Below are 24449 nucleotides of genomic sequence, written 5' to 3' on the forward strand. Positions count from 1 at the left end.
GTCACACCGTCCCTTCCGGAAGGCGACGTAGGTAAGCCGCCCGACGGTCGGCCAGTTCGGCCTTCCGCTCCTGCTCGGACACCCGGCGCAGATCCGGCACGTGCTGCTCCAGATCGTCGAGCGGCACGACCCGCCCGCGCGCTCCGAGGTCCTCCTTTGGACCGTCACCGCCGAACTCGGCCATCCGCAGCGTCAGTATCCCCTCGGTGAGCCCGTCGGAGTCGATCCAGTTGGCCACGCCCGGGTCGGTGGGCGAGATGACGTAGGTGTAGGTGCCGTCCTCGTTCGGTACCGATTGCGCCTTGTTGAGACTGCCCGTGCGGTCGACGATGTCGAGCGTCGTGCCCCACACGTTGCCCAGCGGCACGGTGAAGTACTCGGCACCACCGTCGCTCACGTCGACGACGAATGCCTCGCCCGGGCCGAGGTCGAAGCGCCCCATCACGTACACCTGGTTGCGCATCGCACCGACCTTGTCGGCCGACCAGGCCAGGTCGAAATGGTTGGGCGGCATCTTGTAGACGCCGTGACTGAGCTTGCCGGTGAAGTTCGCGAAGTACGCCATCATGTTCGCGGTGGCATCGGCCTGCTCATCCAGCGTCCGTGCCGGCTGCGAGGGGGGCCCGCCGAGCCGTTCCACCGCCAGATGATTCGGATCGTCACGGCCCCAGTCGAGCAGTACGTCGCGGATGTAGAACTCGTGCGCCTCCGGGGTGGACCTAACGTGGTTGGGTCGGTCGCCTGCCGGGTCGGAGTCGACCGTGACGGTGAACGAGCCGTCCGCGTCGACCTCCATAGTCCGCCCGTTCAGTACGGCCACGGTCCCCATGTTGGCATCCCACAGGGTGAAGTAGTTCTCGGTCATCCGGTGTTCGCCGACGCGGCCCCGGATCTCGTAGCGTTCGTCACCGGAGATCGGGATGACCCGGTAGACGCTGTCGGGATTGTCGATGCCCCAGCGCGATCCGGGGATGGACCGACCGCCGACCGAATGTCCGAGCCGGGTGATGCAGGTGACCTTCGGGCGCAGCCCGTCCTGGTTCGACGACCACATCGCGGCGGAGAACATCACCTCGGCGAACGCCGCGTCGAAGCGCGCGCGCATCTGCTCCGACGGCTTGGCCCTTCCCAGCCACGTCTCGGCGACGCTGCGGTACGCGGCCCGCACCGTTGGGTGGTCGGTGAGTTCGAGCGCAGCGACCTCCTGCTCGTGTTGCGACGACGTCGCGACCGGGTGATCGTCGTGCGGGTTCATCGCTGTCTCCTCGAAGGTTCTGCGGCCGAGCGGAATCGGATGTTGTAGTCGGAGAAGCGTTCGTCGATCGCGGCGTCGTCGAGCCCGAAGTCAGACGCGGCGTACGGTGCTCGCGCGGGTTCGCGCGGACGTTCGTCGAGCCAGCGTCGCATGCCGGACTCGGCATGGGAGGTGAGCGGCAGGTCGACCGCCTCGTACACCCGAGCCACCTGACCGATCGGGTCGGCGACGGCATCGGTGAACTCGATGTCGGTGCATCGTCGAGCGTCGTCCGCCCAGCGGTCGCGGGTGGCGATGGCCCGATCGTTCGTCCAGCCCATGCGCTCGAGCCACTGCGCGCCGACGCGCGCCCGGTCGACGTGGTCGGCATGCATCGCGTGCAGCGTGGCGTTCAGCCCGGCGCCGGATGGAATCGTGTCGCGGGGGTCGCGGTGCATGTGCACGACGTGGAGGTCGGGGAACCGGGCGCGCAGGGTGTCGAGATACCCGAGGTGGGCAGGCGACTTGAGCACCCACCGCTGGGCCGACGCACCGGCGCCCGCCCGGCGCTTCTGCCACTGCAGGAATTGCAGCATCCGGTGGAGGTACTCATAGGCGGGGGTGAAGTCCTGCCCGTTGATCCAGGTCCGGTAGAACGGCAGGTGAGCACCTGACTCCGGTACGTGGGACAGGAACGAGTCGGACAGGAAGACGATCTCCTCCTCGGGCTCGCGGGCGTACATGGGGTGGATGGCGAACAACTCGGGTGCCATCTCTCGCATCGCCGATTCACGCTGCTCGCTAACGACGATTCGGGGGTCTTCCTGGCCTTCGGGGTCGAACTCGTAGTCCAGTTTCGGGGCGACCTCCACGACCTCCCAGCCGTAGGCGCAGTGGAAGCGACGGTCGGCGGCGAGCAGGCGCTGCAGGAGGGTCGTGCCGCTGCGCATCATGCCTACCACCACGATCGGTGCGACGATCGTCTCGTCGCTGATCTCGGGGTGACGCCGGAACCATTCCTCGGTGCGCAACCGCATGCGGAGGCTGTGGATCAGACCCGAGCGCAGGATGTGTGCGCCGATCGAGTTGATGTCGGCGGATCCGTAGGCGTCGGCCAGCACGGTCAGCGGGGTCTCGAAATCCGTTCGCCCCCAGTCTTGCAAGCCCTCCTTCCGCTGCGCGGCGGTCATCAACGCCGCAGCGTCGAAGGGGCGCGTCACAGAGGTCAGAACTTGAGATGCCGGCTGGTGTCGCCGATCTGGTCGACGTACATGGTGCGGGAGTCGAACCACCAGGCGCCGTCGACGCGGTGGAAGGTGTCCCGGTAGTGGCCGGTCACGATGATCTGCAACGGTAGGTCGGGTGTCGCCTGCGTGACGCAGTAGTAGGCACTGCCCCTGGCCGTTCCCGATGCCTCGTCGACGTAGATCTGCACGTTGCTGGTGAAGTGCTTGGTCTTGGGAGTGCCGTCGTCGTAGAGGCGGGTGGCCATCTCGTACATCTTCCGTGCGCGGGCGGTGCCGGCAAAGACGGTCTCCGGCGGACCGTCCTCCATGCCACAGATCCGGCCGTGTTCGAACAGCGCTGCGACACCGTCGAGGTCGCCGGCATCGATTCGCTCGGCGTACCGATATACCAGGTTCTCGATCTCACGGGCGTGATCGGTCACCGTCACCCCCGGATCGACGTCGACGTCATTTGCCGTAGACAACCATTCGGTCTGACGGATGTCAACGATCGGCGATGTTTAGCCGCTCGCCCCGGTCAATTCCCCGTCGCTTCGCTCGCCCCGGGATTCTTCCCCGTCGCTTCGCTCGCCCCGCGGTCGAGGACCCAGCGGATGCCGCCGACCAGAGTCCGCCCCGCGACGCGGACGGCGGTGGCCTCCACCGGCGGCAGGTGGGGCAGCCGCAGCGGCGAGCGAGCCCAGCCGGGCAGCATCGCGACCGACGTCGCGGCGAGGACGCCGTACGGGGGTCTGGCCAGCAGGGGCAGCGGCGGGGTGAGCAGCAGGAACTTCGCGGCGTCCCGCGCGGCGGCCGAGCCGGTCAACTCCGGCCGGTAGTCGGAGATGCGTTGCCGCAGTTCGGCTTCGGTGCGCGGCGGGTCGACGACCCCGAGTGCGGCGGCCACCCGAGCGGTGTCCGCCACGTAGTCGTCGCGGCCCTGCTGGTCGAGGGGCTTGGCGCCGTAGAGCTGGTGTGCGACGAGGAAGCTGTCGATCTCGGCGATGTGCACCCATTCCAGCAGGTGCGGGTCGGAGGCCTCGTAGGCCCGCCCGTCGGCTGCGGTGCCGCGAACCCGGCGATGGATGCCCCGAACCTTGTCCACGGCGCGCTGCGCGTCGTCGGCGGGACCGAACGTGGTCACGGCGAGGAAGGTGCTGGTGCGCTGCAGCCGTCCCCACGGATCGCCGCGGTAGTCGGAGTGCTCGGCCACACCCGCCATTGCGAGCGGATGCAGCGACTGCAGCAGCAGGGCCCGCAGCCCGCCGACGAACATCGACGCGTCGCCGTGCACCCGCCTGATCGGCCGGTCGTCCCCGAACCACCGCGGGCCCGGGGTGTCGTGGATGCGCGCGCGATTCGCGGGGCCCTCCGGGCCTGCCACCATCCCGAACAGTCGCTGACCCAGTTCGTCGCGAACACTGGTCAACCCGGGCAGCGTCACGACTTCGACAGTACGCGCGGGAACCGACGGGTCAGGCAGGCTGCGCCAGCACGCTCAGCGCTAGCACCGCGGCGTCGTCCTCGACGCCGGTGCCCAGCCCGTCGAGGAGGTCGTGGATGGCGGTCATGATCGCCTTCGCCGTGGTGGGGGAGTTCTCCCGTGCGAACGCCAGCAGTGCGCCGGTGTCATCGTAGCGCTCGTACCCCCGTCCGGTGCTCGCCTCGGTCAGTCCGTCGGTATAGAGGACCAGCGTGTCGCCGGGTTCGAGCCGCAGCCGAGTCGACACGAAGTGCGGGTTCCTGGTCATGCCGACTGCCTGACCGCCGGTGGTGTCGGCGTAGTACGCGGTGCCGTCGGCGTACAGCACCAGCGGCGGCGGGTGCCCGCCGCTGGCCATCTCGACGTCGAACCCGCCTTCGGTTCGCGTCAGGCGGCCGTAGATCAGCGTGCAGAACCGGGTTGCGTCGTTGCCGAGTGCCTGGGCGAGCACCGTGTCGAGGTTGCGCAGCACCACGACGGGTTCGTCATCGATGGCCGCCGCCGCACGCAACGTGTAGCGGGTCAGTCCCGTCAGCACGGCGGCGTCCACGCCCTTGCCGGAGACGTCGCCGAGGAAGAAGCCCCACGTCGAACGCGACAGCGGGAACAGGTCGTAGAAGTCGCCGCCGATGTCGTCCTCGGAGGCGGCGTAGTAGTAGTCGGCGGCCTCGAGGCCATCGGGCGGCGACAGCACCGGCGGCAGCAGCGACCGCCGCAGCGTCTCCGCGAAGACCTTGACCCGAGCGCTCTCGCGCTCGGCGCGTTGCCGCTCGTGGAGGAGTTCGCGTTCGTAGGCGCGGCGATCGCTCGCATCCTGCGCGGTGAGTCGGAGCAACGCGGGATCGCCGCCGGGCGAACGCTTCACGTTGGCGGTGAGGAACATCGGCAGTCGCCTGCCGTCGGTCGCGACGAAGTCGAGGGTGACGCCCGTGAGGTCACCGCTCATGTGCAGGAGCGGGCCGAAGTGGGTCTCGTAGTGGATCGCGCCGCCGATCGTCAGCAGATCCGTGACGAACCTGCCGCGCATCGCGTCGGGGGCGTAACCCAACCACCCCGCGAGGGTGGCGTTGACCATGACGATCCTGCCGTCGGGGGTCGCGACGATGTGTCCGCAGGGGGCGTTCTCCCAGAGGTCGTCGAAGTCCGGGTCGCTCATCGGGGCTGCACGAAGGCGGCGACGGCCCGGGCGGTCGAGTCCGGATCGGTCATGTGCGGACAGTGTCCGGTGGTGGGCAGCGTCACCAGCTGGCTGTCCGGGATGTGTCGGTGGACGTACTCGCCGACCTCGCGGGGCGCAATGACGTCGTGTGCGCTCTCGATGATCAGACTCGGCACCGGGATCCGCGGCAGGTCCGCGCGGTTGTCGGAGAGGAACGTGGTGCGGGCGAACACCTGCGAGCGCGCGGGGTCACTGCGGCAGAACGTCGTCGACCACTCCTCCTGCAGGTCGGCATGGTCGGGTCCGACGATGCTCGAGGCCATGGCGCGCGACCAGCCCAGGTAGTTGCTGTCGAGGGAGTCGAGCAGTTCGTCGATGTCGTCGCGCGAGAAGCCGCCGCGGTAGTCGTCGTCGTCGATGTAGCGCGGCGACGGCGTGATCAGCACCAGCTTCGCGAAGCGGTCGGGCTCTGCGATCACCGCGAGCGCCCCGATCATCGACGACACCGAGTGACCGACGAACGTGACGTCCGACAGGCCGAGTTCGGTCACGATGTCGACGACGTCGTCGGCGAATCCCTGCAGGGACGAGTACTTCGCCGGGTCCCAGGCCGACGCGTCGGACCCGCCGAAGCCGACGTGATCGAACAGCACCAACCGGAAGTCGGACCGGAGTCGTTCGACCACGGCACGCCACATGTTCTGGTCGCAGCCGAAGCCGTGGGACAGCAGCAGTGTCGGGCCGTCGTCGCCGACGACGGTGATCTTGTTCTTGACACGCACGTCCACGCCGGTCATTTTGTCATCCTCGGTGCGCGAGGCTTGACCGGTTCGGGTCAAACGCCGTATCGCCGTGCCAGTGCGCGCCGATGCGCGGCCGGTGAGCCGTACAGCGCGCGGTTGAGCGTCGCGCGTTTGAGGTAGACGTGGACGCCGCTCTCCCACGTGTACCCGATGCCGCCATGCAGTTGCATCGCCTTGCCCGCCACTTCGACGGCCATCGACGTGGCATGGGACTTGGCCATCGCCGACGACACCGCAGCCCCCTTGCCCGCGGCCACCTCGGCGACCGCCACCTCGACGAGTTCGCGCGCCACCGCGATGTGCACGAGCATGTCCGCGCACGCGTGCTTGACGGCCTGGAACGAGCCGATGGGTCTGCCGAACTGGTGTCGCACTCTTGCGTACTCGACGGTGCGGGCGAGCATGGCCTCGGCGAGTCCGAGACTGTCGCACGCGACCGCCACCGCTGCGCGCTCGTGCAGCGCCTCGGCGTCGCCGTCGATCGGCCATGCCTTCGTGGGCGTGACGTCGTCGGCGGTCACCACGGCCAGCGCGCGCGTCTCGTCGACGACGGGTTGCGGCGCGACGGTGACCGCGGCGGTCGCGAGAACGCAGGCGCCCCGCGAGTCGCGGGCCAGGAGCAGCAGGTGATCCGCGGCTGCGGCATCGGGGACGAACTCGGCACGGCCGGAGAGCGTCCCGTCGCGGTGGATCTCGAAACCGGTTGCCAGAGCTGCCGTCTCGCCGGCGGCGATGCGGCTTGCCACGTCGTCGCGGGCGTCTGCCGCCGACGCGGCGTTCAGCGCCGCCACGGCCAGTGCGCACCCGAGGTAGCCGGTGGTGGCCGCTGCCCTGCCGATCTCCTCGAGCACGATCGCGGTCTCGACGAAGGTCGCGCCGGCACCTCCCGATTCGTCGGCGACCTCGAGGCCGGTCCAGCCCGCATCGACGAGCTGCCGCCAATCGACGGTCGGCCGGTCGAGTACGTCGCGCGCGACCGCGCGCAACTCGGCGTGGAGTTCGTCGAACTCGGTCACGACGCCACCGGATCCCTGGGCATGCCCAGTCCGCGCTCGGCGATGATGGTGCGCTGGATCTCGCTGGCGCCACCGGGGATCGTCCATTCCCAGGACCCAATGAAGTCGAGCACCCACGCGCCCGACTCCCAGCCGCTCGACATCGGCTTGGTGAGCACGGTGTGCGCGTCGAGTCCGCCGATCTCGACGCCGAAGTCGCTGAGACGCTGCAGCAGTTCGCTGTAGAACAACTTCACGATGGACGGATCGGCCGGGCCGACCGCGTCGCCGTCGTGCCCCTCGACGACGCGGCGGCACAGCCCCCGCAGGCCCGCGATCTCGGTCTCCAGTCGGGCGAGCCGGTCGCCGACGGCGGCGTCGTCGAGCGGGCGGTGGCCGTCGGGTCGGGTGCGGGCCGCTTCGGCGACCAGCCAGCGGAAGCCCGCATTGCCGAGGCGCTCGGCGAGTTCGAGCATCGTCATGCCGCGCTCGGCGCCCAACGTCGCCTGCGCGACCTGCCATCCGGCGTTCTCGGCGCCGATCAGGTTGCGCTCCGGTATCACCACGTCGTTGAGGAACACCTCGCAGAAGTGCGAGTCGCCGACGGCGTTGCGGATGGGGCGTACGTCGATGCCGGGGCTCGTCATGTCCATCAGGAAGTAGGAGATGCCCTTGCGCTTCGGCGCTTCCGGATCGGTGCGGGCCAGCAGCAGACACCAGTCGGCGTGCATGCCGCCGCTGGCCCACAGCTTCTGCCCATTGACGACGAACGCGTCGCCGTCGCGGCGGGCCGTGGTGCGCAGCGCCGCGAGGTCGGAGCCGGCCTCCGGCTCGGAGAAGCCCTGCACCCAGATCTCGCCGTCGACGATCGCGGGAAGGTGTTGCCCGCGTTGCGCTTCCGTGCCCGCGACCAGCAGGGTCGACGCCGCGTGGTGGATCCCGACGAAGGCAAGCACCAGTCGTGGCGCGTCGTGTGCGGCGAGTTCCTGGTACAGCACGATCTGTTCGGCGACGGGCATGCCGCCGCCCCATTCGGCGGGCCAGTGCGGCACGGCGAAGCCCGCCGCGTGCAGTTCGGCGAACCAGGACTTCTGGAAGGCGACGAACTGCTCGTCACTCGCTCCGGTCTGTGCGGCGCGCCAATCGGTGGGGACGTGTTCGGCGCACCATTGGCGGACGTGGTCGCGGAACTCGGCCAGCTCCTCGGCGCTCATCGCGCGGCTCCCGGCCCCGCGCTGAACAAGCCGGTCAAGCCGTGCCGGTCGAGTCGCGTGGTCAGCAGCTCGCGGGTGGCCGACAAGCCATGGGGGAGGCGGCGCAGCGGTTGGCTGTGCCGCGACAGCCACGACAGCGTCGTCTCGTCGCAGAACCCGACCGCGCCGTGCAGCTGGTGGCATACGCGGAACACGACTTCCGCGGCCTCGAGCGCCGCCATTCGCAGGGCGAGGGCGTCGTCGACGGCCTCGGGCCTGCCGCTGGCGACGCTCCACAGCGTGTACTTGGCGAGCACGTCGAGTCCCGAGCGTTCGACCTCGGCGTCGGTCAGTTGGAACTGGACGCTCTGGAACCCCGAGAGGGGCTGTCCGAACTGCTGCCGCATCCCCACGTGGGCGACGGTGAGATCGATTGCGCGGTCCAGCATTCCGAGCAACGTCCAGCAGGGCAAGGTCAGTGCCAGCGCCACGTCGTCGGCACCGTCGACGTCGAGGGGTTCCAGGCCGAGGACGCCGACGAACGCGGGTCCGGGGGTGCCGGTGTCGGTGACCCGGTAGCGGTGGCCGTCGACGGTGGTGGCCGCCCAGCGCGCGTCGACGCAGGCAACGGCCGCTGACGGCCGGTCGGACGCCACGACCACGAGCCCGTCGAAGTCGGTGCCTTCCGGCCTGGCGAGCCGTTCGGCCACCGGGTAGGGCAGCGCCCAGTACCCGGCGCTGCGGCACAGGGCGGCGGCGGCCTCGGCGGAGTCGGCGTCCTCGCGCGGTTCGAGGTCCCACGCCCCGAGTTCGGCGAGCACTCCGCCCGCGATGTCGGAGCGGGCGGTCGGATCGGCCTCGGCGCGTTGCACCAACTGGTCGCCGCCCGCGGCTTCTATCGCGCGACGGGCCTGCCTGCCGAACTCGCGGGCCTCGTCGCTGAGGTCGATGTTCATCGGGTCGACACCAGCGTGCGGGCCAGCAGGATGCGCTGCATCTCGATGCTTCCCGAGGACACCGTGGACGCCTGGGAGTACCGCCAGTGGTCCTCGACTTCCAGGCGGTACGTCTCCGCGGCGGCGGACGGGTCGGGCGGAATGGCCGCGACGATCTCCATCAGCACCTCGGCGCTGTCCTGATCGAGTTTCGTCACCGCGATGCGGTAGGCCGCGGAGTCGGTCGGCTTGACCTGGCCGCCGGCTTGGAGCGCGACCACCCGGTAGGCGAGCAGCCTGGCCCTGCGGCAGTGCACGAGCATCCGCGCCCACCGGGCGCGCAGTTCGGCGGGCAGTGCGTCCCAGCGGTCGCCGAGTGCGTCGGGTGCCATGTGCAGGAGGCGTTCACACCGCGCGTACCTGGCGATGCCGACCCGCTCGAAGGATAGGACGTTCTGCACGATCGACCAGCCGTCGTCCACGGTGCCGAGGACGTCGGCCTCGGTGACGCGCAGGTCGTCGAAGAACACCTCGTTGAGATGGTGCGGCCCCAGCATCGCGCCGATGGGGCGCACGGTGATCGCCGGATCGTCCATCGGCACCAGGAAGATCGTCAGGCCCCGCTGCTTCTTCTCGCCCCGCGACGTCCGCGCCAGCAGGAAGCACCACTGCGCCATCGTCGCGTAGGACGTCCAGATCTTCTGACCATTGATCCGCCAGCCGTCACCGTCGCGAGTTGCGGTGGTGCGCAACGACGCCAGGTCGGAACCGGCCTCCGGCTCGCTGAATCCCTGACACCAGATGACCTCGCCGCGGGCGATGGGGGGCAGGTGCCTGCGTTGCTGCTCCGGCGTGCCGTGCCGCATGAGCGAGGGGCCGACCCAGTTGACGCCCATGTACTGCGCGCCGCGCGGTTCGTGGTGGGCCCACATCTCCTCGCGCACCACCGTCTGCTCCCAGGGCGTCGACCCTCGTCCACCGAACTCCGGCGGCCACGACATGCACAGCAGGCCGCGCTCTGCGAGCAGGCGGCAGAAGGCCTGTGCGGTCTCCAGATCCGCCGGGTCGGCGGTGAAGGCGCCGAGGAAGTCGTCGCGCACGTGTTCGCGCACCAGGTCGCGAAGCTCGTGGCGGAGTGTGACGGCCTCACCGCTCATCTCGAAGTCCACCCGCCGATCGTAGGGCAATCCTTATAAGGATTGCTAGTATTGCCTCGTGATTGGGCGGACCCCGCAGCAGCGCATCGCCGAGACGGTGGCCGCCGAACTACGGCAGCGGATCCTGGTCGACCCGAATGCCGAGCGTCTACCCACCCAGGATCAGCTGGTCAAGGAGTTCGGCGTCAGCCATCCCTCGGTGCGCGAGGCGCTGCGCATCCTGGAGACCGAGGGATTGGTGACGGTGCGGCGCGGCAGCGTCGGCGGTGCCGAGGTGCACCGGCCCGACCAGACGTCGGGCGCCTATCACCTCGGGCTGGTGCTGCAGGGCGCAGGCGTCACGCTGGGCGACCTCGCCGAGGGACTGTTGCGGCTCGAACCGCTGGCGGCTGCCGAGGTCGCGCGCAGACCCGACCGGATGGCCGTGGTGATCCCCGCGCTGACCGCGAACGTCGACGCCTCGGCGGACGCGGTGTCCGACGGCATCGCGTTCACCCGGATCGCACGCGAATTTCACGATTTGGTCGTGGCATTCACGCCCAACGACACCATCCGCCACGTCGTGCGCAGCCTCGTCAAGCTGTGGTCGGCGCAAGAGCGGCAGTGGGCGGCCGCCGTCACCCGGCGTGGCGAATACCCGTCACCCGCAGAGGCCCGCGGGGCCGTGCGCACGCACCGCAGGGTGGTCGACGAGATCGCTGCCGGGCGGGCCGACGAGGTACACCGCATCGCGAAGCGCCACCTGGCGGCGACCCAGGCGGTGCTGCTCCAACGCTTCACCGGCGACGTCGTGAACGCCGGGCCGGTGCGAACACCGCGGGCGGGGTCGTACTGACCCCACCGCGGCGATCAGTCGCTGGCGGGCAGCGGCTTGGCTTCCTTGATCGCCAGCGGTGTGGTGCCGACGCTCAGCGTGCCCTTGCCCGCCTTCGTGACGAGCACCTCGGCACCGGCGTCGTCGACGTAACGCTTGCCCATGAGGTTTCCGTCGGCCAGCGAGTCGTCGAGCGTCGACGCCGAATCGGTGGGTTCGCCGATGGGAACCATCGGCGCACCGCCGGCGCGGAGGTCGTCGAGGCTCTCGGAGCTTCGCACCACGATCACCTGGGTGTCGCAGACCTGGCTCTGGAGGCGGGTGCCGTTCTTGATCATGCGGGCTCCTTGCTTGACGTGGCGTTCAGTTCGGCGACGAGTTCGCGACGCAGTATCTTGCCGGTCGCGTTGGTGGGCAATTCATCTCGGAAGACCACGCGGTCGGGAGTGCGTGATCCGCGCAGTCGCGTGCGCACGTGTCCGCGCAACTCCTCGACGTCCGGGTCGGTGCCCTGCCTGGGCACGACGACCGCGACGATGATCTGCCCCCACTCCGGGTCCTCGGCACCCACGACTGCGCAGTCGCGGACGTGCGGATGCTCGACCAGCACGTCCTCGATCTCGGCGGGGGCGATGTTCTCGCCGCCGCGAATGATCGTGTCGTCCGAGCGGCCGCCGATGAACAGGTATCCGTCGGCGTCGAGGTAGGCCACGTCGCGCGTGGGGAACCAGCCCTGCTCGTCGAGTACCGAGCCGATGTCGGTGTAGCGGCCCGAGACCTGCTCGCCGCGGACGAACAGCTCGCCGGGTTCACCCGGGCCGAGGACGTTGCCGTCCTCGCCGCGGATCTGCACCTCGATGCCGGGAACAGGCTGACCGACGGACCCGAGCCGCCGGGCGGCGCCGTCGTCGGTCGAGGCCAGCGCGGCGCGGTGGTCGTCCGGGGTCAGCACGGCGATGGTCGAGCTGGTCTCGGTGAGGCCGTAGGCGTTGACGAAGCCGACCTCGGGCAGCAGCGACAACGCCTTGCGCACCAGGGGGAGCGCGACCTTGGAGCCGCCGTAGGCGAGTGTGCGCAGCGACGGCAGCGTCACCTTGTCGGCGTCGAGTACGGTGACGATCCGATCGAGCATCGTGGGCACGACCGTCGCCGAGGTGACGCTCTCGGTGCCAACCAGGCGCACCCACTCATTCGCGTCGAAGTGTCGCAGATACACCATCTTTCGGCCTGCGTACAGGTTCGACAGTGCGGCACCAACACCCGCGATGTGGTAGGGCGGCACGCAGATGAGGGCCGCGTCGCCGGGGTCGGCCGAGGCGAACTCGACGGTGCCGGTGACGTAGCTCGTCAGGTTGTTGTGGGTGAGCTCGACGGCCTTTGGCTTGCTCGTGGTGCCCGAGGTGAACAGCACGACGGCGACCGCGTCGGGATCGGCGAACTCCGTCACCGGTTCGGCGGCCCGGGCCGCCTCGACGAACTCGGCCGAGTCCATCAGCCGGTAGCCCTCGCCGACGGCGTCGCGGTACTCGGCGTCGACTACGACCAGGGGGTCGGGCAGGCGGTCGAGCAGTGCTCGCAGACCGTCGGTCGACAGCCGGTAGTTCAGCGGCGTCATGGGAACCGCGGCGCGGGCCGAGGCGAACAGCAGCAGCGGCAGGATCGCGCCACCGGTGCCGACGTAGGCCACGTGCTGGGCGCCGGACGCGGCCACGACGCCTGCTCCGCCGTCGGCGAGCACACTCAAATCCCCAGTGCTGAGCCGGATGTCGTCGGATACGACGGCAGTCCGGTCGGGATCGCTGGACGCCATCTCCAGCAGTAGCGAGATACTCATGACTTGTCCAGGAAGATATCCCACATCGGGTCATCACCACCGCCGTACCGCGACAGGTCGGTCACGCCCTCGGCGGTCAGCACGTCCGCGTCCACGAACGTCCGTCCGTTCACCTCCGCGGCAGGCTTGGTCAGGATCGCGACCGCGGCGTCGGCCATGATGTCGCTGCTGCGCGACCGGCGAACGAGTTCGTCGCCGGAGGCCAGGTTCGTCACGGCCGACGTCGCGATGTAGGTCTGCGGCCACAGGCAGCTGAACGCGATGCCTGCGTCGGCGTACTCGCTGGCCCAGCCCAGGGAGAGCAGCGTCATCCCGTACTTGGACAGCGTGTAGGACGGGTGCGCGCCGAGCCAGTACGGGTTCATGTTGAGCGGCGGCGAGATCGTCACGACGTGGGCGGCGGTCGACTCGTGCAGGTGGGGGAGCGCCGCCTTGGTGAGCAGGAACGTGCCGCGCACGTTGATGTCCATCATCAGGTCGAACTTCTTGGCCGACAGATCCCCGGTGGGCTCGGTCGAGATCGCACTGGCGTTGTTCACGACGACGTCGATCCCGCCGAAGCGATCGACGGCGGCGTCCACCGTGCGCGCGACGTCCTCTTCCTTGCGGACGTCGCCGACGACGGCGAGGCCCTTGCCGCCCGCGGCCTCGACCTCTGCAACCGCCGTGTGCACGGTCCCGGGAAGCTTGGGATGGGGCTCACCGGTCTTGGCGAGCAGCACGACGTTGGCGCCGCGTCGGGCTGCCCCGAGCGCGATGGCCAGTCCGATGCCGCGGCTGCCGCCCGAGAGCACCAGTGTCCGGTCGGCGAGCGGCCGCTGGTCGCTCATGATCGATCCCGCCTCGTCATGCGTCTCCTCGTCATCGGTGCCCCGATCGTAGCCGACCGACAGTGGCATTCTCATTTTTCGCAAGTGCCATGCTCGCATAGCGGCCGATGGCCTGGCTAGGACTAACGGCGCGAGCGGCCGCCCCTGCGCTGACGTGCTGGGGGAGTCCGGCGACGCGAGGTGTTTCCATTCGGCGGTATTGGCATTCTCATTTTTTGCAAGTACGTTATCAACCGATGAGTGACCTCGTTCAGACCCCATCGGGCATCCCGCTCAACCCGGTGTACGGGCCCGCCGACCGCACGGGTGATCCGCCCGCGCCCGGCGAGTACCCCTTCACCCGGGGCAATTTCGCGTCCGGATACCGCGGCAAGACGTGGACCTTCCGGCAGTATTCGGGTTTCGGCACCGCCGAGGAGTCGAACCAGCGTTATCGGTACCTCTTGGGGCAGGGCGGAACCGGGCTGTCGGTCGCTCTCGACCTGCCGACCCAGTGCGGTTACGACTCCGACGACGAGGAGTACGGCGAGGAGGTCGGCCGTGTCGGCGTTGCCGTCGACACCCTCGCCGACGCCGAGATCCTCTTCGACGGCATCCCGTTGGACCAGATCAGCACCAGCTTCACGATCAACGGCACGGCCGCGATCCTGCTGGCGTTCTACGTCGCCGCCGCCGAGAAGAAGGGCGTGCCGCGACGGATGCTGACCGGCACGATCCAGAACGACATCCTCAAGGAGTACGCGTCGCGCGGCACCTGGATCTGGCCGCCCGAACCGTCGCTTCGGCTGATCGCCGACACCATCGAGTTCTGCGCGGCCGAGGTGCCACGCTTCAATGCGATCTCGGTGGCGGGCGCCCACTTCCGCGATGCCGGCGCCAACGCCGTGCAGGAGATGGCGTTCACCCTCGCCGACGGCGTCACCTACTGCGACACCGTCGTCGAGCGCGGCCGGATGAGCATCGACAAGTTCGCGCCGCAGATCTCGTTCTTCTTCTACACGCACGGCGACTTCTTCGAGGAGATCGCCAAGTACCGTGCAGGCCGCAGGCGGTGGGCAACGATCGTGCGCGAGCGCTACGGCTCTACCAGTGACAAGGCGTCGATGTTCCGGTTCGGCTGCGTGTCGGGCGGCGCGTCGCTGTATGCGCCGCAGGCGCAGAACAACCTGGTGCGGGTGGCCTACGAATCGCTGGCCTCTGTGCTCGGCGGCGTGCAGTCGATGTTCACCGCGGCGTGGGACGAGCCGTTCGCACTGCCCAGCGAGGAGTCCGCGACGCTGGCGCTGCGGACCCAGCAGATCCTCGCCTACGAGACCGGCGTGGCCAAGGTGGCCGACCCGCTCGGTGGGTCCTACTTCGTGGAGGCGCTGACCGACGCCACCGAGGAGAAGATCATCGAGATCATGGCCGACCTCGAGCAGCACGGCGGCATGGTGCGCTGCATCGAGGACGGCTACCTGCAGGGTCTGATCGCCGACGAGGCCTACAAGATCCACAGGGAGGTCGAGTCGGGTGAGCGTCCGGTGGTCGGCGTCAACAAGTTCGTCGTCGACGAGCCCGCACCCGACCTGGCGACCTACGAGCTGGACGCCGAAGGCCGGGACCTGCAGCTCAAGCGGCTGGCCAGGGTCAAGGCCGAACGCGACGACGTCGCGGTCAAGGACGCCCTTGCGGCACTGGCCCGTTCGGCCGAGGGCGACGACAACCTGATGCACCGGTTGATCGACTGCGCCAACGCCTACTGCACCGTCGGCGAGATGGTGACCACGTTGAAGGCGGTCTGGGGCGAGTTCCAGCAGCCGGTGGTGTTCTAGTGGCACGCACGCGAGGAGCAAAGTGACGACCGATTCGGTGAGTACCCGCACCCAGCCGGCGCGGGTGCTGGTGGCCAAGCCCGGCCTCGACGGGCACGACCGCGGCGCCAAGATCGTCGCGCGCACGCTGCGCGACGCCGGGTTCGAGGTGATCTACACCGGCATCCGGCAGCGCATCGAGGACATCGTGTCGATCGCGCTGCAGGAGGACGTGAGTCTGGTCGGCCTGTCGATCCTGTCCGGGGCGCACGTGGCGCTGACCACCCGGACCGTCGACGCGTTGCGGGCGGCCGACGCCGGTGACATCGCGGTCGTCGTGGGCGGCACGATCCCGGAGTCGGACGTGCAGAAACTGCTCGACGCCGGTGCGGCAGCGGTCTTCCCGACCGGTACGCCGCTGGACATGCTGGTGCGCGACGTGCGGGCGTTGACTGCTACGAGCGGGGATGGGTCATGAGGTCGGGCGGGCGAAGCAGGGGTGGGTCATGAGGTTGGGCGTGATGATCGGGGCCGAGCGGGGCGACATGGCCCGCAAGGTCACCAAGTTGGTCGCCGACATCGAGTGGGCCGAGGCGGCGGGTATGGACACCGCGTGGATGCCGCAAGTTCCCGACGACTTCGACTGTCTGACGATGGTCGCGCTGATGGCGGCGCACACCACCCGGATCGAGCTGGGCACGGCCGTCGTCCCACTGCAGGCACAACATCCCATAGCGCTTGCGCGTCAGGCACTCTCGGTGCACGCCATGGCCGGCGGGCGACTGGCGCTCGGCGTCGGACCGTCGCACCACTGGATCGTCCGGGACATGCTGGGCCTGCCGTACGAGAAGCCCGCGGCCTACACGCGCGACTATCTCGAGGTGCTGGCGGCGGCGGCGGCGGCGGGGCCAGGGCCGGTCGACGTGGAGAACGGTTCGTTCACGGTGCACAACCCCACCGCGCTCGGCGCTGCGACGCCGCTGCCGGTACTGGTGGCCGCGCTCGGCCCGGTCATGCTGCAGATCGCCGGGGAACGCGCCGACGGAACCGTGCTGTGGATGGCCGACGAGAAGGCCATCGGCGATCACATCGCACCGAAGATCAACAAGGCCGCCGCCGAGGCAGGGCGACCCGCGCCGCGCGTTGTCGCAGGCATCCCGGTCTGCCTGTGCGCGAACTCCGAGATCGACGCGGCGAAGGAGCGGGCCAACCGCATCCTGTCGGAGGCCGAGACGTCGCCGAACTATCAGCGTCTGCTCGACCGCGGCGACGCCCGCAACGTGGGTGACCTGTGCGCGGCGGGTGACGAGGAGTCGATCCTGAAGCGGTTCAAGCAGTTCGCGGACGCTGGAGTGACCGATCTGTCGGTGCGTCTGCTACCGATCGGCGACAACCGCGACGAACTCATCGCGTCGAAGTACAGGACGCGAGAGGTGATCGCGGAGCTGGCGAAGCAGGTGCGATGAGCGCTTGCGCGAAGAGCCGAGGGCCGCGATGAGCGCTTGCGCGAAGAGCCGAGGGCCGCGATGAGCGCTTGCGCGAAGAGCCGAGGGCCGCGATGAGTTCGCCCGCTCCGCTCGACGGCATCCGGGTCCTCGAGGTCGGCGTGATGCTCGCAGGCCCGTACGCCACGATGATGCTCGCCGACCTCGGCGCCGAGGTGATCAAGGTGGAGCCACCCGGCGGGGAGATCTCGCGCCAGGTGAGCGACAGCTACTTCGCCAGCTTGAACCGCAACAAGCGCAGTGTCTGCCTGGATCTCGCCTCGGCAGCGGGACGGCAGCGGCTGGGGGAACTCGCTGCGGAATCGCATGCGCTGCTGGTCAACATGAAGCCGTCGGTGATCCGCAAGCTCGGGCTGACCTACGACGCGATGCGTGAGTTCAACCCGAGGCTTGTGTGCGTGGCGCTCACCGGCTACGGGCTCGACGGGGGAGACGATCCCGCGTTCGACTACGTGGTGCAGGCTGCCACGGGCGTCGCCGCGATGACCGGCGACCCCGACGGCCCTCCGACGCTGCCCGGGTACTCGTCGGCCGACAATTCAACGGGCCTGACCGCAGCACTCGCGCTGCTGGCCCAGGTGGTGTCTGGCCGGGGCGGCCAGGTGGACGTATCCCTGCGCGACGTCATGTTGTCGCAGCTGAACTACCGTGCGGCGGCGTATCTGAACGACGGGGTGGCACCGCGCCGCCATCCCAACGGTGCCCACTCGTATTACGTTCCGGCGCAGCTGTTCCCGACGGCCGAGGGCCATCTTGCGCTGTTCATCACCCACGACGGCTTCTGGAAGTCGTTCGCCGGTGAGGCGGGCATCGGCGGTTTCGAGAAGATGGCCGACCGCGCGGCGCGCCGCGACGACGTGCTGCAGCTGGTGACCGCGGTGCTGGCCACCGACACCGCGAAGGGGTGGGAGCAACGGTTGCGACCGTTGGGCATTCCCGCAGCGGCCGTGCGCTCGCTGCCCGAAGCGCTCGAGGCGACTCCGGAGGCGATCGTCACCGCCGGGGACTTCCGCCTGGTCGGTGGGTCGATCAAGGTCGGCGGCTACGAGCCGCAGTACCGCCCGGCGCCGACCCTCGACGAGTACTCCGCCGGGGCTCAGTCGTCGTAGCTGATCTCGATGTCCGCAGTGTCGGGAACGGCTTGGCAGGTGAGGATGTATCCCTCGTCGACCTCGTCGTCGTCGAGGGCGTCGTTGACGCGCATCGTGGCCTTGCCCGAGATCAACTTGGCCATGCACGTTCCGCAGTTGCCTGCCTCGCAGGAGAACGGCGGGCCCATGCCGGCGCGGCGCGCCGATTCGAGCAGCGTCTCACCGGGTTTCATGGCGACGGTGGCCCTCTTGCGGTCGAGGAGGATCTTCACCTCGCCACCGGCCTCGTCGGTCGGTACGGGGTCTGCAGTCATCGCGCTCACTCCTGGCATTGAGATTCTGTCTCTGCGAGAATACTATTCTCCATTATTGATAGGCTATTCTCAACAGTCATTCTGCGTTATCGCCCGGTCGGGCGATCAGCCGGGGAAGGGGTCGACACGTGCCTGATCCCGGCGTTCCCGATGCTCCCGTTCCCGAACCTCCCGTCCTAGCCTTCGGTGAGCGGCAGTACACCAGATCCCAGCTCGATGCGCTCACCAGCGGCATGGCGACCGTGCTGGATGAGCGTGGCGTGCGCGCGGGTGACCGCGTGGCGCTGATGTCGTCGAATCGGCCCGAGTTCGTCGTCGCGCTGCATGCGATCTGGCGGCTCGGCGCGGCGGTGGTCCTACTCAGCACGGCGTGGAAGCGCGCCGAGGTCGACCACGCGCTGGCCCTGACCCGGCCGTCGCACGCCGTGGGGGACCACCCGGTGCTCGGCGACGCGATGCCGATGCTCGAGCTGGACCAGCCGGTCACGCCCGGCCGGCGGACGTTCGACGAGCCCGATCCCACCTCCGATGCGTTGTTCGTGTTCAGTTCGGGCACCACCGGCATGCCGAAGGCCGTCCGCCACACCCACGGTGCATTCGCGACGGCCGTGGCCCACTGGCGCACCGCGCTCGCGCTGTCGAACGGCGACCGCATGCAGATCATGACGCCGCCGTCGCACATCCTCGGACTGCTGAACATCGCCACCGCGCTCGACGTCGGGGCGTGGATCCGGCTGCACCCGCGCTTCGACGTCGACACGATGCTGCGACACATCGAATCCGACCGGATCACCATCGAGATGGCGGTCGCACCCATCGCGCTGGCGCTCGCGGCGCATCCCCGGCTCGAGGACTACGACCTATCGTCGCTGCGCTACGTCATGTGGTGCGCGACGCCGGTGACCCAGAGCGTCGCCGATCGGGTGACCGCCCGCGTCGGCGTCAACTGGGTCACCGCCTACGGCGCGAGCGAACTCCCGGTGATCACCTGCAATGTCCTTCGGGACGCTCGGCTGGACACCGTCGGCCGAGCCGTTCCCGGCGTGCGGATCCGCATCGCGGACATCGAGACCGGAGCACCCGTGCCCGTCGGCGAGGACGGCGAGATCCAGGTGCTCTCGCAGACGGCGATGGCCGGCTACCTGCCCGACGACGCCACCGCCGGTGCGTTCCACGACGGCTGGTACCGCACCGGGGACGTCGGCCACCTCGATGCCGATGGCTGGCTGCGGATCACCGACCGCACCAAGGAGATGATCAAGGTGCGCGGCTTCCAGGTGGCTCCGGCCGAGATCGAGGCCGTCCTGCACGGGCACCCGGCCGTCGCCGACTGCGCGGTGTTCGGGGTGCCGGAAGCCGTCAGCGGGGAGGCGATCGTGGCCGCAGTGTCGCGTTGTGGCGCAGTCGAATCCGATGAACTGATCGAGCTGGTCGCCGACCGCCTCGCCTCCTACAAGCGGCCGAGCCGGGTCGCGTTCGTCGAGGAGATCCCTCGACTCCCCTCCGGAAAGGTGTTGCGCCGAGTGTTGAGAGAGCGCGTGATGAGCGCCAGCGAAGAACCGGCAGGACTGATGAGCGCCAGCGAAGAACCGGCAGGACTGATGAGCAGCGCGAATAGGGAACTCTGATGGACGCCCGTCTGACGGCCGAACAACGACAGCTACGCGATGCGGCTGCCAAGCTCGCCGACGACCTCGGCCCCGAGTCGGTCGCCGCCCTTGACGACGACGGCAGGGTCGCGAGGCTCGAGAAGACCGTCGCGGCCACCGGTTGGCGGACACTGCGGTCGGACGAGGCGAGCGGTGTCGAAGTAGCCCTGGTGGCAGAGGAATTCGCTCGCGGCCTCGTCGACGTGCCGTTCATCGGTCCGGTGCTCACCGACGACCTGGAGCGCAGGCTCGGTCGCGAACCGGCGGCGTCGGCGCCCGTGCCCGACGCGGTGGACCTCACCCACAGCCTCGCAGGCGTCGTCGAATCGCCCGCTGAACTCGGCGAGCTGTCCTCCGACGACTCCGACCGCTGGTACGCACTTGCGCTCACCGCGACGACCGCCGATCTGGTGGGAGCGGCCCGCGGCACATTGATGCTGGCCACCGAGTACGCCAAGGTACGCGAGCAGTACGGCGCGACCATCGGGTCGTATCAGGCCGTGCGCCACATGCTCGCCGAGGGGCTGGCTCTCATCGAGGGGTCCACTAGCGTGCTGCGGCACGCTGCCTGGGCGGTCGACGAGCTGCCGCCGGTCGAGGCGGTCGAAGCCGGTCGGATCGCCAAGATCTACTGTGCGCGTTCGGCTCTGACCGTGTGCGAGACGTCCATCCAGGTGCACGGTGGTATCGGCAACACCTGGGAATGCCTGGCGCACGTGTATCTGCGCCGGGTGCTGACCGCCACGCAGACGTGGCCGGTCGAGTTGAAGGAGTTGACCGTTGGACTTTCGTGACTCACCCGAGGAAGCCGAGTTCCGGGAGAACCTGCGCGCGTGGCTCGGCGAGCAGAAGGGTAGGTTCCCCACCTCCGGGGACGCCTACTGGGAGGCCCAGGGCGCGTGGCACCAAGCGCTGTATGCCGCAGGGTTCTTCGGCACGACTTGGCCCACCGAGTACGGCGGCCGGAATCTGCCCGCCGTGTACGACGTGATCGTCGACGAGGAGATCGCCAAGGCCGGCGCGCCTGCCCGACCGAGCCTCGGCTACCTGGTCGTCGGCTTGAGTCATCACGGCAGCGAAGAACTGCGGCAACGCTTCCTGCCCGGGATGATCAACGGCACCGAGCGGTGGTGTCAGGGTTTCAGCGAGCCCGGCGCCGGCTCGGATCTCGCGTCGCTGACGACCACTGCGGTGCGCGACGGTGACGAGTACGTCATCCACGGACACAAGATCTGGACCAGTTACTCCGACGTCGCCGACTGGTGCCTGGTGCTGGCGCGCACCGACAAGGACGTCCCCAAGCACAAGGGCATCTCGGCCTTCATCGTCCCGATGCACCAGGCCGGTATCGAGCAACGGCCGTTGAAGATGATCAGCGGTGTTACCCGGGAGTTCGGGCAGGTCGAGTTCGATGGGGCGCGGGTGTCGGCCGAGAACATGGTGGGCGCGCCCGGCGACGGGTGGAAGCTCGCGATGACGGTCGTCAGCCATGAGCGCGAACCGTCGACGTTGGGATTCTCGGCCCGCTACGGAAAGCTGGTGCGGCAGTTGGCCGGACGGGTCGATGGGCCGCCGCCCGACGAATTGTCCTGGGCCTGGGTGCAGACCGAGATGCTGCGCCTGCACGTGCGGCGGCGGCTGTCCGAACAGCTCGACGGCATCACCCACGGCCCGGACGGGTCGCTGGACAAGCTGCTCATGACGTGGGTCGAGCAGTCCGTGGGGCACGCGACGCTGGCCACCACCGGCACCCGCGACGAGGAACTCTTCGGCGCCTACCTGTACAGCCGCGCGCAAAGCGTCATGGGTGGGACGTCGCAAATTCAGAAGAACATCATCGCGCAACGGATTCTTGGACTTGGAGCCTGATATGTACGGCATGCCAGAGGAAATCGACGTCCGCGCTGATGGCAGTCTGCGGATCATCACGCTCAATCGCCCGGATGCGTTGAACGCGGTCAACGACGCGCTCCACGTCGGCCTGGCCAAGATCTGGGAGGCGCTCAACGAGGACGCCGACGCCCGCGCCGCAGTGATAACCGGTGCGGGGCGGGCCTTCTCGGCCGGTGGTGACTTCAACTACCTCGACGAGCTGCGTGGCAACGAGGCTCTGCGCCAGAAGACGATCAAGCACGGCCGCGACCTCGTCATCGGCATGGTGCGGTGTCGCATCCCGGTCGTCGCCGCGGTCAACGGGCCCGCGGTCGGCCTGGGGTGCAGCCTCGCCGCGCTGTCGGACGTCGTCTACATGGCCGAGACTGCGCACTTCGCGGACCCCCACGTGCAGATCGGTCTGGTCGCCGCCGACGGCGGTCCGCTGGTGTGGGGGTCGCAGATCAGCCTGCTCCACGCCAAGGAGTTCGCGCTGACGGGTGTGCGGATCAAGGCGCACCGGGCAGTCGAGCTGGGTCTGGCCAATCACGTGGTCGCCGACCCGGTGGCCGAGGCCATCGCGTGCGCCAAGAAGCTCGCCGAGCTGCCGCAGCAAGCGGTCGAGGCCACCAAGCGGCTGATGAACATCCAGCTGGAGCGCTCGGTGATGGCCTCGCTGGACTACGCCAACCTCGCCGAGTACGTGTCGTTCGGCACCGCCGACTTCAACCGCATCGTCGACGGCCTGATCGCCAAGACCTAGCCCCCTCCAGGCTGCCTTCCCTTCCCCGGGCTCCACCCTTTCCCGGGTTCCCTTCTCCGGCGAGCGTGCGTGTCTGCGGGCGACACGCCGGGCTCTGACCCGAGTTCACGCACGCTCGCGCAGGGTGGGCGCGCGTCGACGGTCGGCCGGCGATCTGACGACGGCGATCTCACGACGGGCGCGAGCGTGCGGAAACTCCCGATTAACGACGGCGTGTCGTCCGCAGACACGCACGCTCGCGGAAGGTCAGAAGGAGCAAGGTCAGGCGGTGAGTTCTTCGGAGCGCTGGACGGTTCCGGTGATGCCCGACGCGTCTTGGGTGGCGAGCAGCACCGCGGCCCGGCCCATCGCCTCGGGCGGCTCGACCATCTCGGGTGGGATCTGCATGCCCGCACCGCCGGCCTGCCAGCCCTCGGTCAACACCACTCGCGACGGGCTCAAGCAGTTCACTGCGACGTTGTCGCCCCGCAGATCCGCTGCCAGGCCGAGGTAGAGACGCTCGGCGGCCGCCTTGGACACCCAGTAGGCGTTGGCACCGGAGTCGACCATGCCCACGCCGGTGGTGGTGACCGCGATCAGCGATCCGCCGCCGCGCGCCCGGACGTGGGGGATCACCGCGCGCGTGACCAGGAAGACGCCGGTGAGATTGACGTCCAGACAAAGCTGCCAGCGCTTGAGCGGCGTGGTCTCGATTGGGCCGAGCCACAGCACGCCTGCGTTTGCGACCAGGACGTCGATGCCGCCGAACTCGGCGACCGTCGCGTCCACGGCGTGCTGGACCGACGGTTCGCTGGTGACGTCACAGGCCACCGGAAGTGCCCGGCCCCCAGCGTCGTTGATCTGTGCGGCGACCGATCCGATGGTGCCGGGCAGCTTGCCGAGCACCTCGGAGCGGGCAGCGACGGCCACCGACGCGCCTGCCGCCGCCAGGTGCCGAGCGACCGTCGCACCGATACCGCGGCTGGCGCCGGCGACGAATGCGACCCGGCCGCTCAGCGGACCCGGTGCGCCGGGCGTCACTTGGGCGGGAACCGCAGGGCGCCGTCGAGGCGGATGATCTCGCCGTTGAGGTAGTCGTTCTCGATGATGCTCTGCGCCAGCTGTGCGTACTCCGTCGATCGGCCCATGCGCTTGGGGAACGGCACCTGCGGGCCCCAGTACTGCTCGAGCTGGTCGCCCGCCTTGCCGTACGCGGGCGTGTTGATGGTGCCGGGCGCGATGGTCACGACGCGAATGCCCAACGGCGACAGGTCACGTGCCGCGACGAGGGTCATGCCGAGCACGCCGCCCTTCGCCGCGGAGTAGGGGAGTTGGCCGATCTGACCCTCGTAGCCTGCGATCGACGCGGTGTTGACGATCACGCCGCGGCCACCCTCCTCCAGCGGCTCGCTCTTGGCGATCGCGGCAGCGGAGAGTCGCATGACGTTGAAGACGGCGGTCAGGTAGAACTCGATCGTCTTCTTGAAGCCGTCGAGGTCCAGCGGGGAGCCGTCCTTGCCGATCAGGCGGCCGCCGCTCGCGGGTCCACCATGGGTGTCAACCGAAATCCGAAGCGGTCCAAGCGATTGTGCTTCGGCGACGGCGGCGTTGACCGACTCCTCCGACGTCGCGTCGGTGTGCACGTACCGCACACCGAGTTCGGACTCGAGTTCCCTACCCTTGTCGTCGACGACGTCTGCCACGACGACCTTGGCGCCCGCGGCGTGCAAGCGGCGAACCGTCGCCTCACCCAGGCCGCCCGTTCCACCCACGACGATTGCCGAGCTACCTGCGATCTGCATACGGTTCCCCTTCTTGCA

Annotated in this window: 25 protein-coding genes; 9 read left to right on the plus strand and 16 right to left on the minus strand. The window is 69.0% G+C overall.

What is annotated here, in order from left to right:
• Window position 1: 1 nt before the first annotated feature.
• The 10 genes from LOK44_RS27405 to LOK44_RS27450 all read right to left on the minus strand — a co-directional run bounded on the left by LOK44_RS27405 (window position 2) and on the right by LOK44_RS27450 (window position 10185).
• Window positions 2-1255 (minus strand): hypothetical protein, encoded by a 1254-nt coding sequence (locus tag LOK44_RS27405; protein WP_237573241.1) that lies wholly within the window; start codon window positions 1253-1255, stop codon window positions 2-4.
• A complete protein-coding gene (locus LOK44_RS27410) occupies window positions 1252-2454 on the minus strand; it encodes a sulfotransferase family protein (protein WP_237573242.1) in 1203 nt (400 codons plus the stop codon). Before LOK44_RS27410 ends, LOK44_RS27405 begins: the two co-directional genes overlap by 4 nt.
• A 5-nt stretch (window positions 2455-2459) precedes the next feature.
• The gene (locus LOK44_RS27415) at window positions 2460-2903 is read right to left on the minus strand and encodes a nuclear transport factor 2 family protein (RefSeq protein ID WP_237573347.1); all 444 of its coding nucleotides are present in this window, start codon (window positions 2901-2903) and stop codon (window positions 2460-2462) included.
• A gap of 95 nt (window positions 2904-2998) precedes the next feature.
• Window positions 2999-3847, minus strand: coding sequence for an oxygenase MpaB family protein (locus tag LOK44_RS27420; protein ID WP_237573348.1), 849 nt, complete (start codon window positions 3845-3847; stop codon window positions 2999-3001).
• Window positions 3848-3935: 88 nt separating this feature from the next.
• Window positions 3936-5099, minus strand: coding sequence for a SpoIIE family protein phosphatase (locus LOK44_RS27425; protein WP_237573243.1), 1164 nt, complete (start codon window positions 5097-5099; stop codon window positions 3936-3938).
• On the minus strand, window positions 5096-5890 hold the full coding sequence (locus LOK44_RS27430; RefSeq protein WP_237573349.1) for an alpha/beta fold hydrolase: 795 nt from the start codon (window positions 5888-5890) through the stop codon (window positions 5096-5098). The genes LOK44_RS27425 and LOK44_RS27430 overlap by 4 nt, the downstream gene beginning before the upstream one ends.
• A 47-nt stretch (window positions 5891-5937) precedes the next feature.
• Complete coding sequence (locus LOK44_RS27435) at window positions 5938-6921, minus strand: acyl-CoA dehydrogenase family protein (protein ID WP_237573244.1); 984 nt, start codon at window positions 6919-6921, stop codon at window positions 5938-5940.
• Window positions 6918-8114, minus strand: coding sequence for an acyl-CoA dehydrogenase family protein (locus tag LOK44_RS27440; protein ID WP_237573245.1), 1197 nt, complete (start codon window positions 8112-8114; stop codon window positions 6918-6920). Before LOK44_RS27440 ends, LOK44_RS27435 begins: the two co-directional genes overlap by 4 nt.
• Window positions 8111-9049: an acyl-CoA dehydrogenase family protein gene (locus LOK44_RS27445; protein WP_237573246.1), complete on the minus strand. Its 939-nt coding sequence runs from the start codon at window positions 9047-9049 to the stop codon at window positions 8111-8113. Before LOK44_RS27445 ends, LOK44_RS27440 begins: the two co-directional genes overlap by 4 nt.
• Window positions 9046-10185 (minus strand): acyl-CoA dehydrogenase family protein, encoded by a 1140-nt coding sequence (locus tag LOK44_RS27450; RefSeq protein ID WP_249784265.1) that lies wholly within the window; start codon window positions 10183-10185, stop codon window positions 9046-9048. Before LOK44_RS27450 ends, LOK44_RS27445 begins: the two co-directional genes overlap by 4 nt.
• 58 nt (window positions 10186-10243) lie before the next feature.
• On the opposite strand from LOK44_RS27450, the gene LOK44_RS30030 reads away from it, so the two are divergent.
• Window positions 10244-11020, plus strand: coding sequence for a FadR/GntR family transcriptional regulator (locus tag LOK44_RS30030; protein WP_237573248.1), 777 nt, complete (start codon window positions 10244-10246; stop codon window positions 11018-11020).
• Between the two features lie 14 nt (window positions 11021-11034).
• Here the strand turns inward: LOK44_RS30030 and LOK44_RS27460 are convergent, their stop codons facing one another.
• Genes LOK44_RS27460 through LOK44_RS27470 form a run of 3 tightly spaced genes read right to left on the minus strand, consistent with a single transcriptional unit; the run spans window position 11035 to window position 13663 of the window.
• Window positions 11035-11337 (minus strand): hypothetical protein, encoded by a 303-nt coding sequence (locus LOK44_RS27460; RefSeq protein ID WP_163924153.1) that lies wholly within the window; start codon window positions 11335-11337, stop codon window positions 11035-11037.
• The gene (locus tag LOK44_RS27465; protein ID WP_237573249.1) at window positions 11334-12833 is read right to left on the minus strand and encodes a class I adenylate-forming enzyme family protein; all 1500 of its coding nucleotides are present in this window, start codon (window positions 12831-12833) and stop codon (window positions 11334-11336) included. Before LOK44_RS27465 ends, LOK44_RS27460 begins: the two co-directional genes overlap by 4 nt.
• Entirely contained in the window at window positions 12830-13663 is an 834-nt protein-coding gene (locus LOK44_RS27470; protein ID WP_237573250.1) for an SDR family oxidoreductase, read from the minus strand. The genes LOK44_RS27465 and LOK44_RS27470 overlap by 4 nt, the downstream gene beginning before the upstream one ends.
• Window positions 13664-13899: 236 nt before the next feature.
• Between LOK44_RS27470 and LOK44_RS27475 the strand changes: the two genes are divergently transcribed.
• The 4 genes from LOK44_RS27475 (at window position 13900) to LOK44_RS27490 (ending at window position 18070) form a co-directional block, all read left to right on the plus strand.
• Window positions 13900-15477, plus strand: a complete 1578-nt coding sequence (locus LOK44_RS27475) for a methylmalonyl-CoA mutase family protein (protein WP_237573251.1) — start codon at window positions 13900-13902, stop codon at window positions 15475-15477.
• Between the two features lie 22 nt (window positions 15478-15499).
• A complete protein-coding gene (locus LOK44_RS27480; RefSeq protein ID WP_237573252.1) occupies window positions 15500-15934 on the plus strand; it encodes a cobalamin B12-binding domain-containing protein in 435 nt (144 codons plus the stop codon).
• A gap of 28 nt (window positions 15935-15962) precedes the next feature.
• Window positions 15963-16922: an LLM class F420-dependent oxidoreductase gene (locus LOK44_RS27485; protein WP_237573253.1), complete on the plus strand. Its 960-nt coding sequence runs from the start codon at window positions 15963-15965 to the stop codon at window positions 16920-16922.
• 92 nt (window positions 16923-17014) lie between these two features.
• Window positions 17015-18070, plus strand: a complete 1056-nt coding sequence (locus LOK44_RS27490; RefSeq protein WP_237573254.1) for a CaiB/BaiF CoA transferase family protein — start codon at window positions 17015-17017, stop codon at window positions 18068-18070.
• On the opposite strand, the gene LOK44_RS27495 is transcribed toward LOK44_RS27490, so the two are convergent.
• Window positions 18058-18366, minus strand: a complete 309-nt coding sequence (locus LOK44_RS27495) for a 2Fe-2S iron-sulfur cluster-binding protein (protein ID WP_237573255.1) — start codon at window positions 18364-18366, stop codon at window positions 18058-18060. The genes LOK44_RS27490 and LOK44_RS27495 overlap by 13 nt on opposite strands.
• A 128-nt stretch (window positions 18367-18494) precedes the next feature.
• Here LOK44_RS27495 and LOK44_RS27500 point away from each other — a divergent pair, with 128 nt between their 5' ends.
• The 4 genes from LOK44_RS27500 to LOK44_RS27515 are packed head-to-tail and all read left to right on the plus strand — an operon-like array spanning window position 18495 to window position 22650.
• Window positions 18495-19994: a class I adenylate-forming enzyme family protein gene (locus tag LOK44_RS27500; protein ID WP_237573256.1), complete on the plus strand. Its 1500-nt coding sequence runs from the start codon at window positions 18495-18497 to the stop codon at window positions 19992-19994.
• Window positions 19994-20809, plus strand: coding sequence for an acyl-CoA dehydrogenase family protein (locus LOK44_RS27505; RefSeq protein ID WP_237573257.1), 816 nt, complete (start codon window positions 19994-19996; stop codon window positions 20807-20809). Before LOK44_RS27500 ends, LOK44_RS27505 begins: the two co-directional genes overlap by 1 nt.
• Complete coding sequence (locus LOK44_RS27510; RefSeq protein WP_237573258.1) at window positions 20796-21884, plus strand: acyl-CoA dehydrogenase family protein; 1089 nt, start codon at window positions 20796-20798, stop codon at window positions 21882-21884. The genes LOK44_RS27505 and LOK44_RS27510 overlap by 14 nt, the downstream gene beginning before the upstream one ends.
• A 1-nt stretch (window position 21885) precedes the next feature.
• Window positions 21886-22650: an enoyl-CoA hydratase/isomerase family protein gene (locus LOK44_RS27515; RefSeq protein ID WP_237573259.1), complete on the plus strand. Its 765-nt coding sequence runs from the start codon at window positions 21886-21888 to the stop codon at window positions 22648-22650.
• A 261-nt stretch (window positions 22651-22911) separates the two neighbouring features.
• Here the strand turns inward: LOK44_RS27515 and LOK44_RS27520 are convergent, their stop codons facing one another.
• On the minus strand, window positions 22912-23670 hold the full coding sequence (locus LOK44_RS27520; protein ID WP_237573260.1) for an SDR family NAD(P)-dependent oxidoreductase: 759 nt from the start codon (window positions 23668-23670) through the stop codon (window positions 22912-22914).
• Window positions 23667-24431: an SDR family NAD(P)-dependent oxidoreductase gene (locus LOK44_RS27525; RefSeq protein ID WP_237573261.1), complete on the minus strand. Its 765-nt coding sequence runs from the start codon at window positions 24429-24431 to the stop codon at window positions 23667-23669. Before LOK44_RS27525 ends, LOK44_RS27520 begins: the two co-directional genes overlap by 4 nt.
• Between the last annotated feature and the right edge of the window lie 18 nt (window positions 24432-24449).

The organism is Mycolicibacterium lacusdiani, assembly GCF_021916785.1.
GTDB lineage: Bacteria > Actinomycetota > Actinomycetes > Mycobacteriales > Mycobacteriaceae > Mycobacterium > Mycobacterium lacusdiani.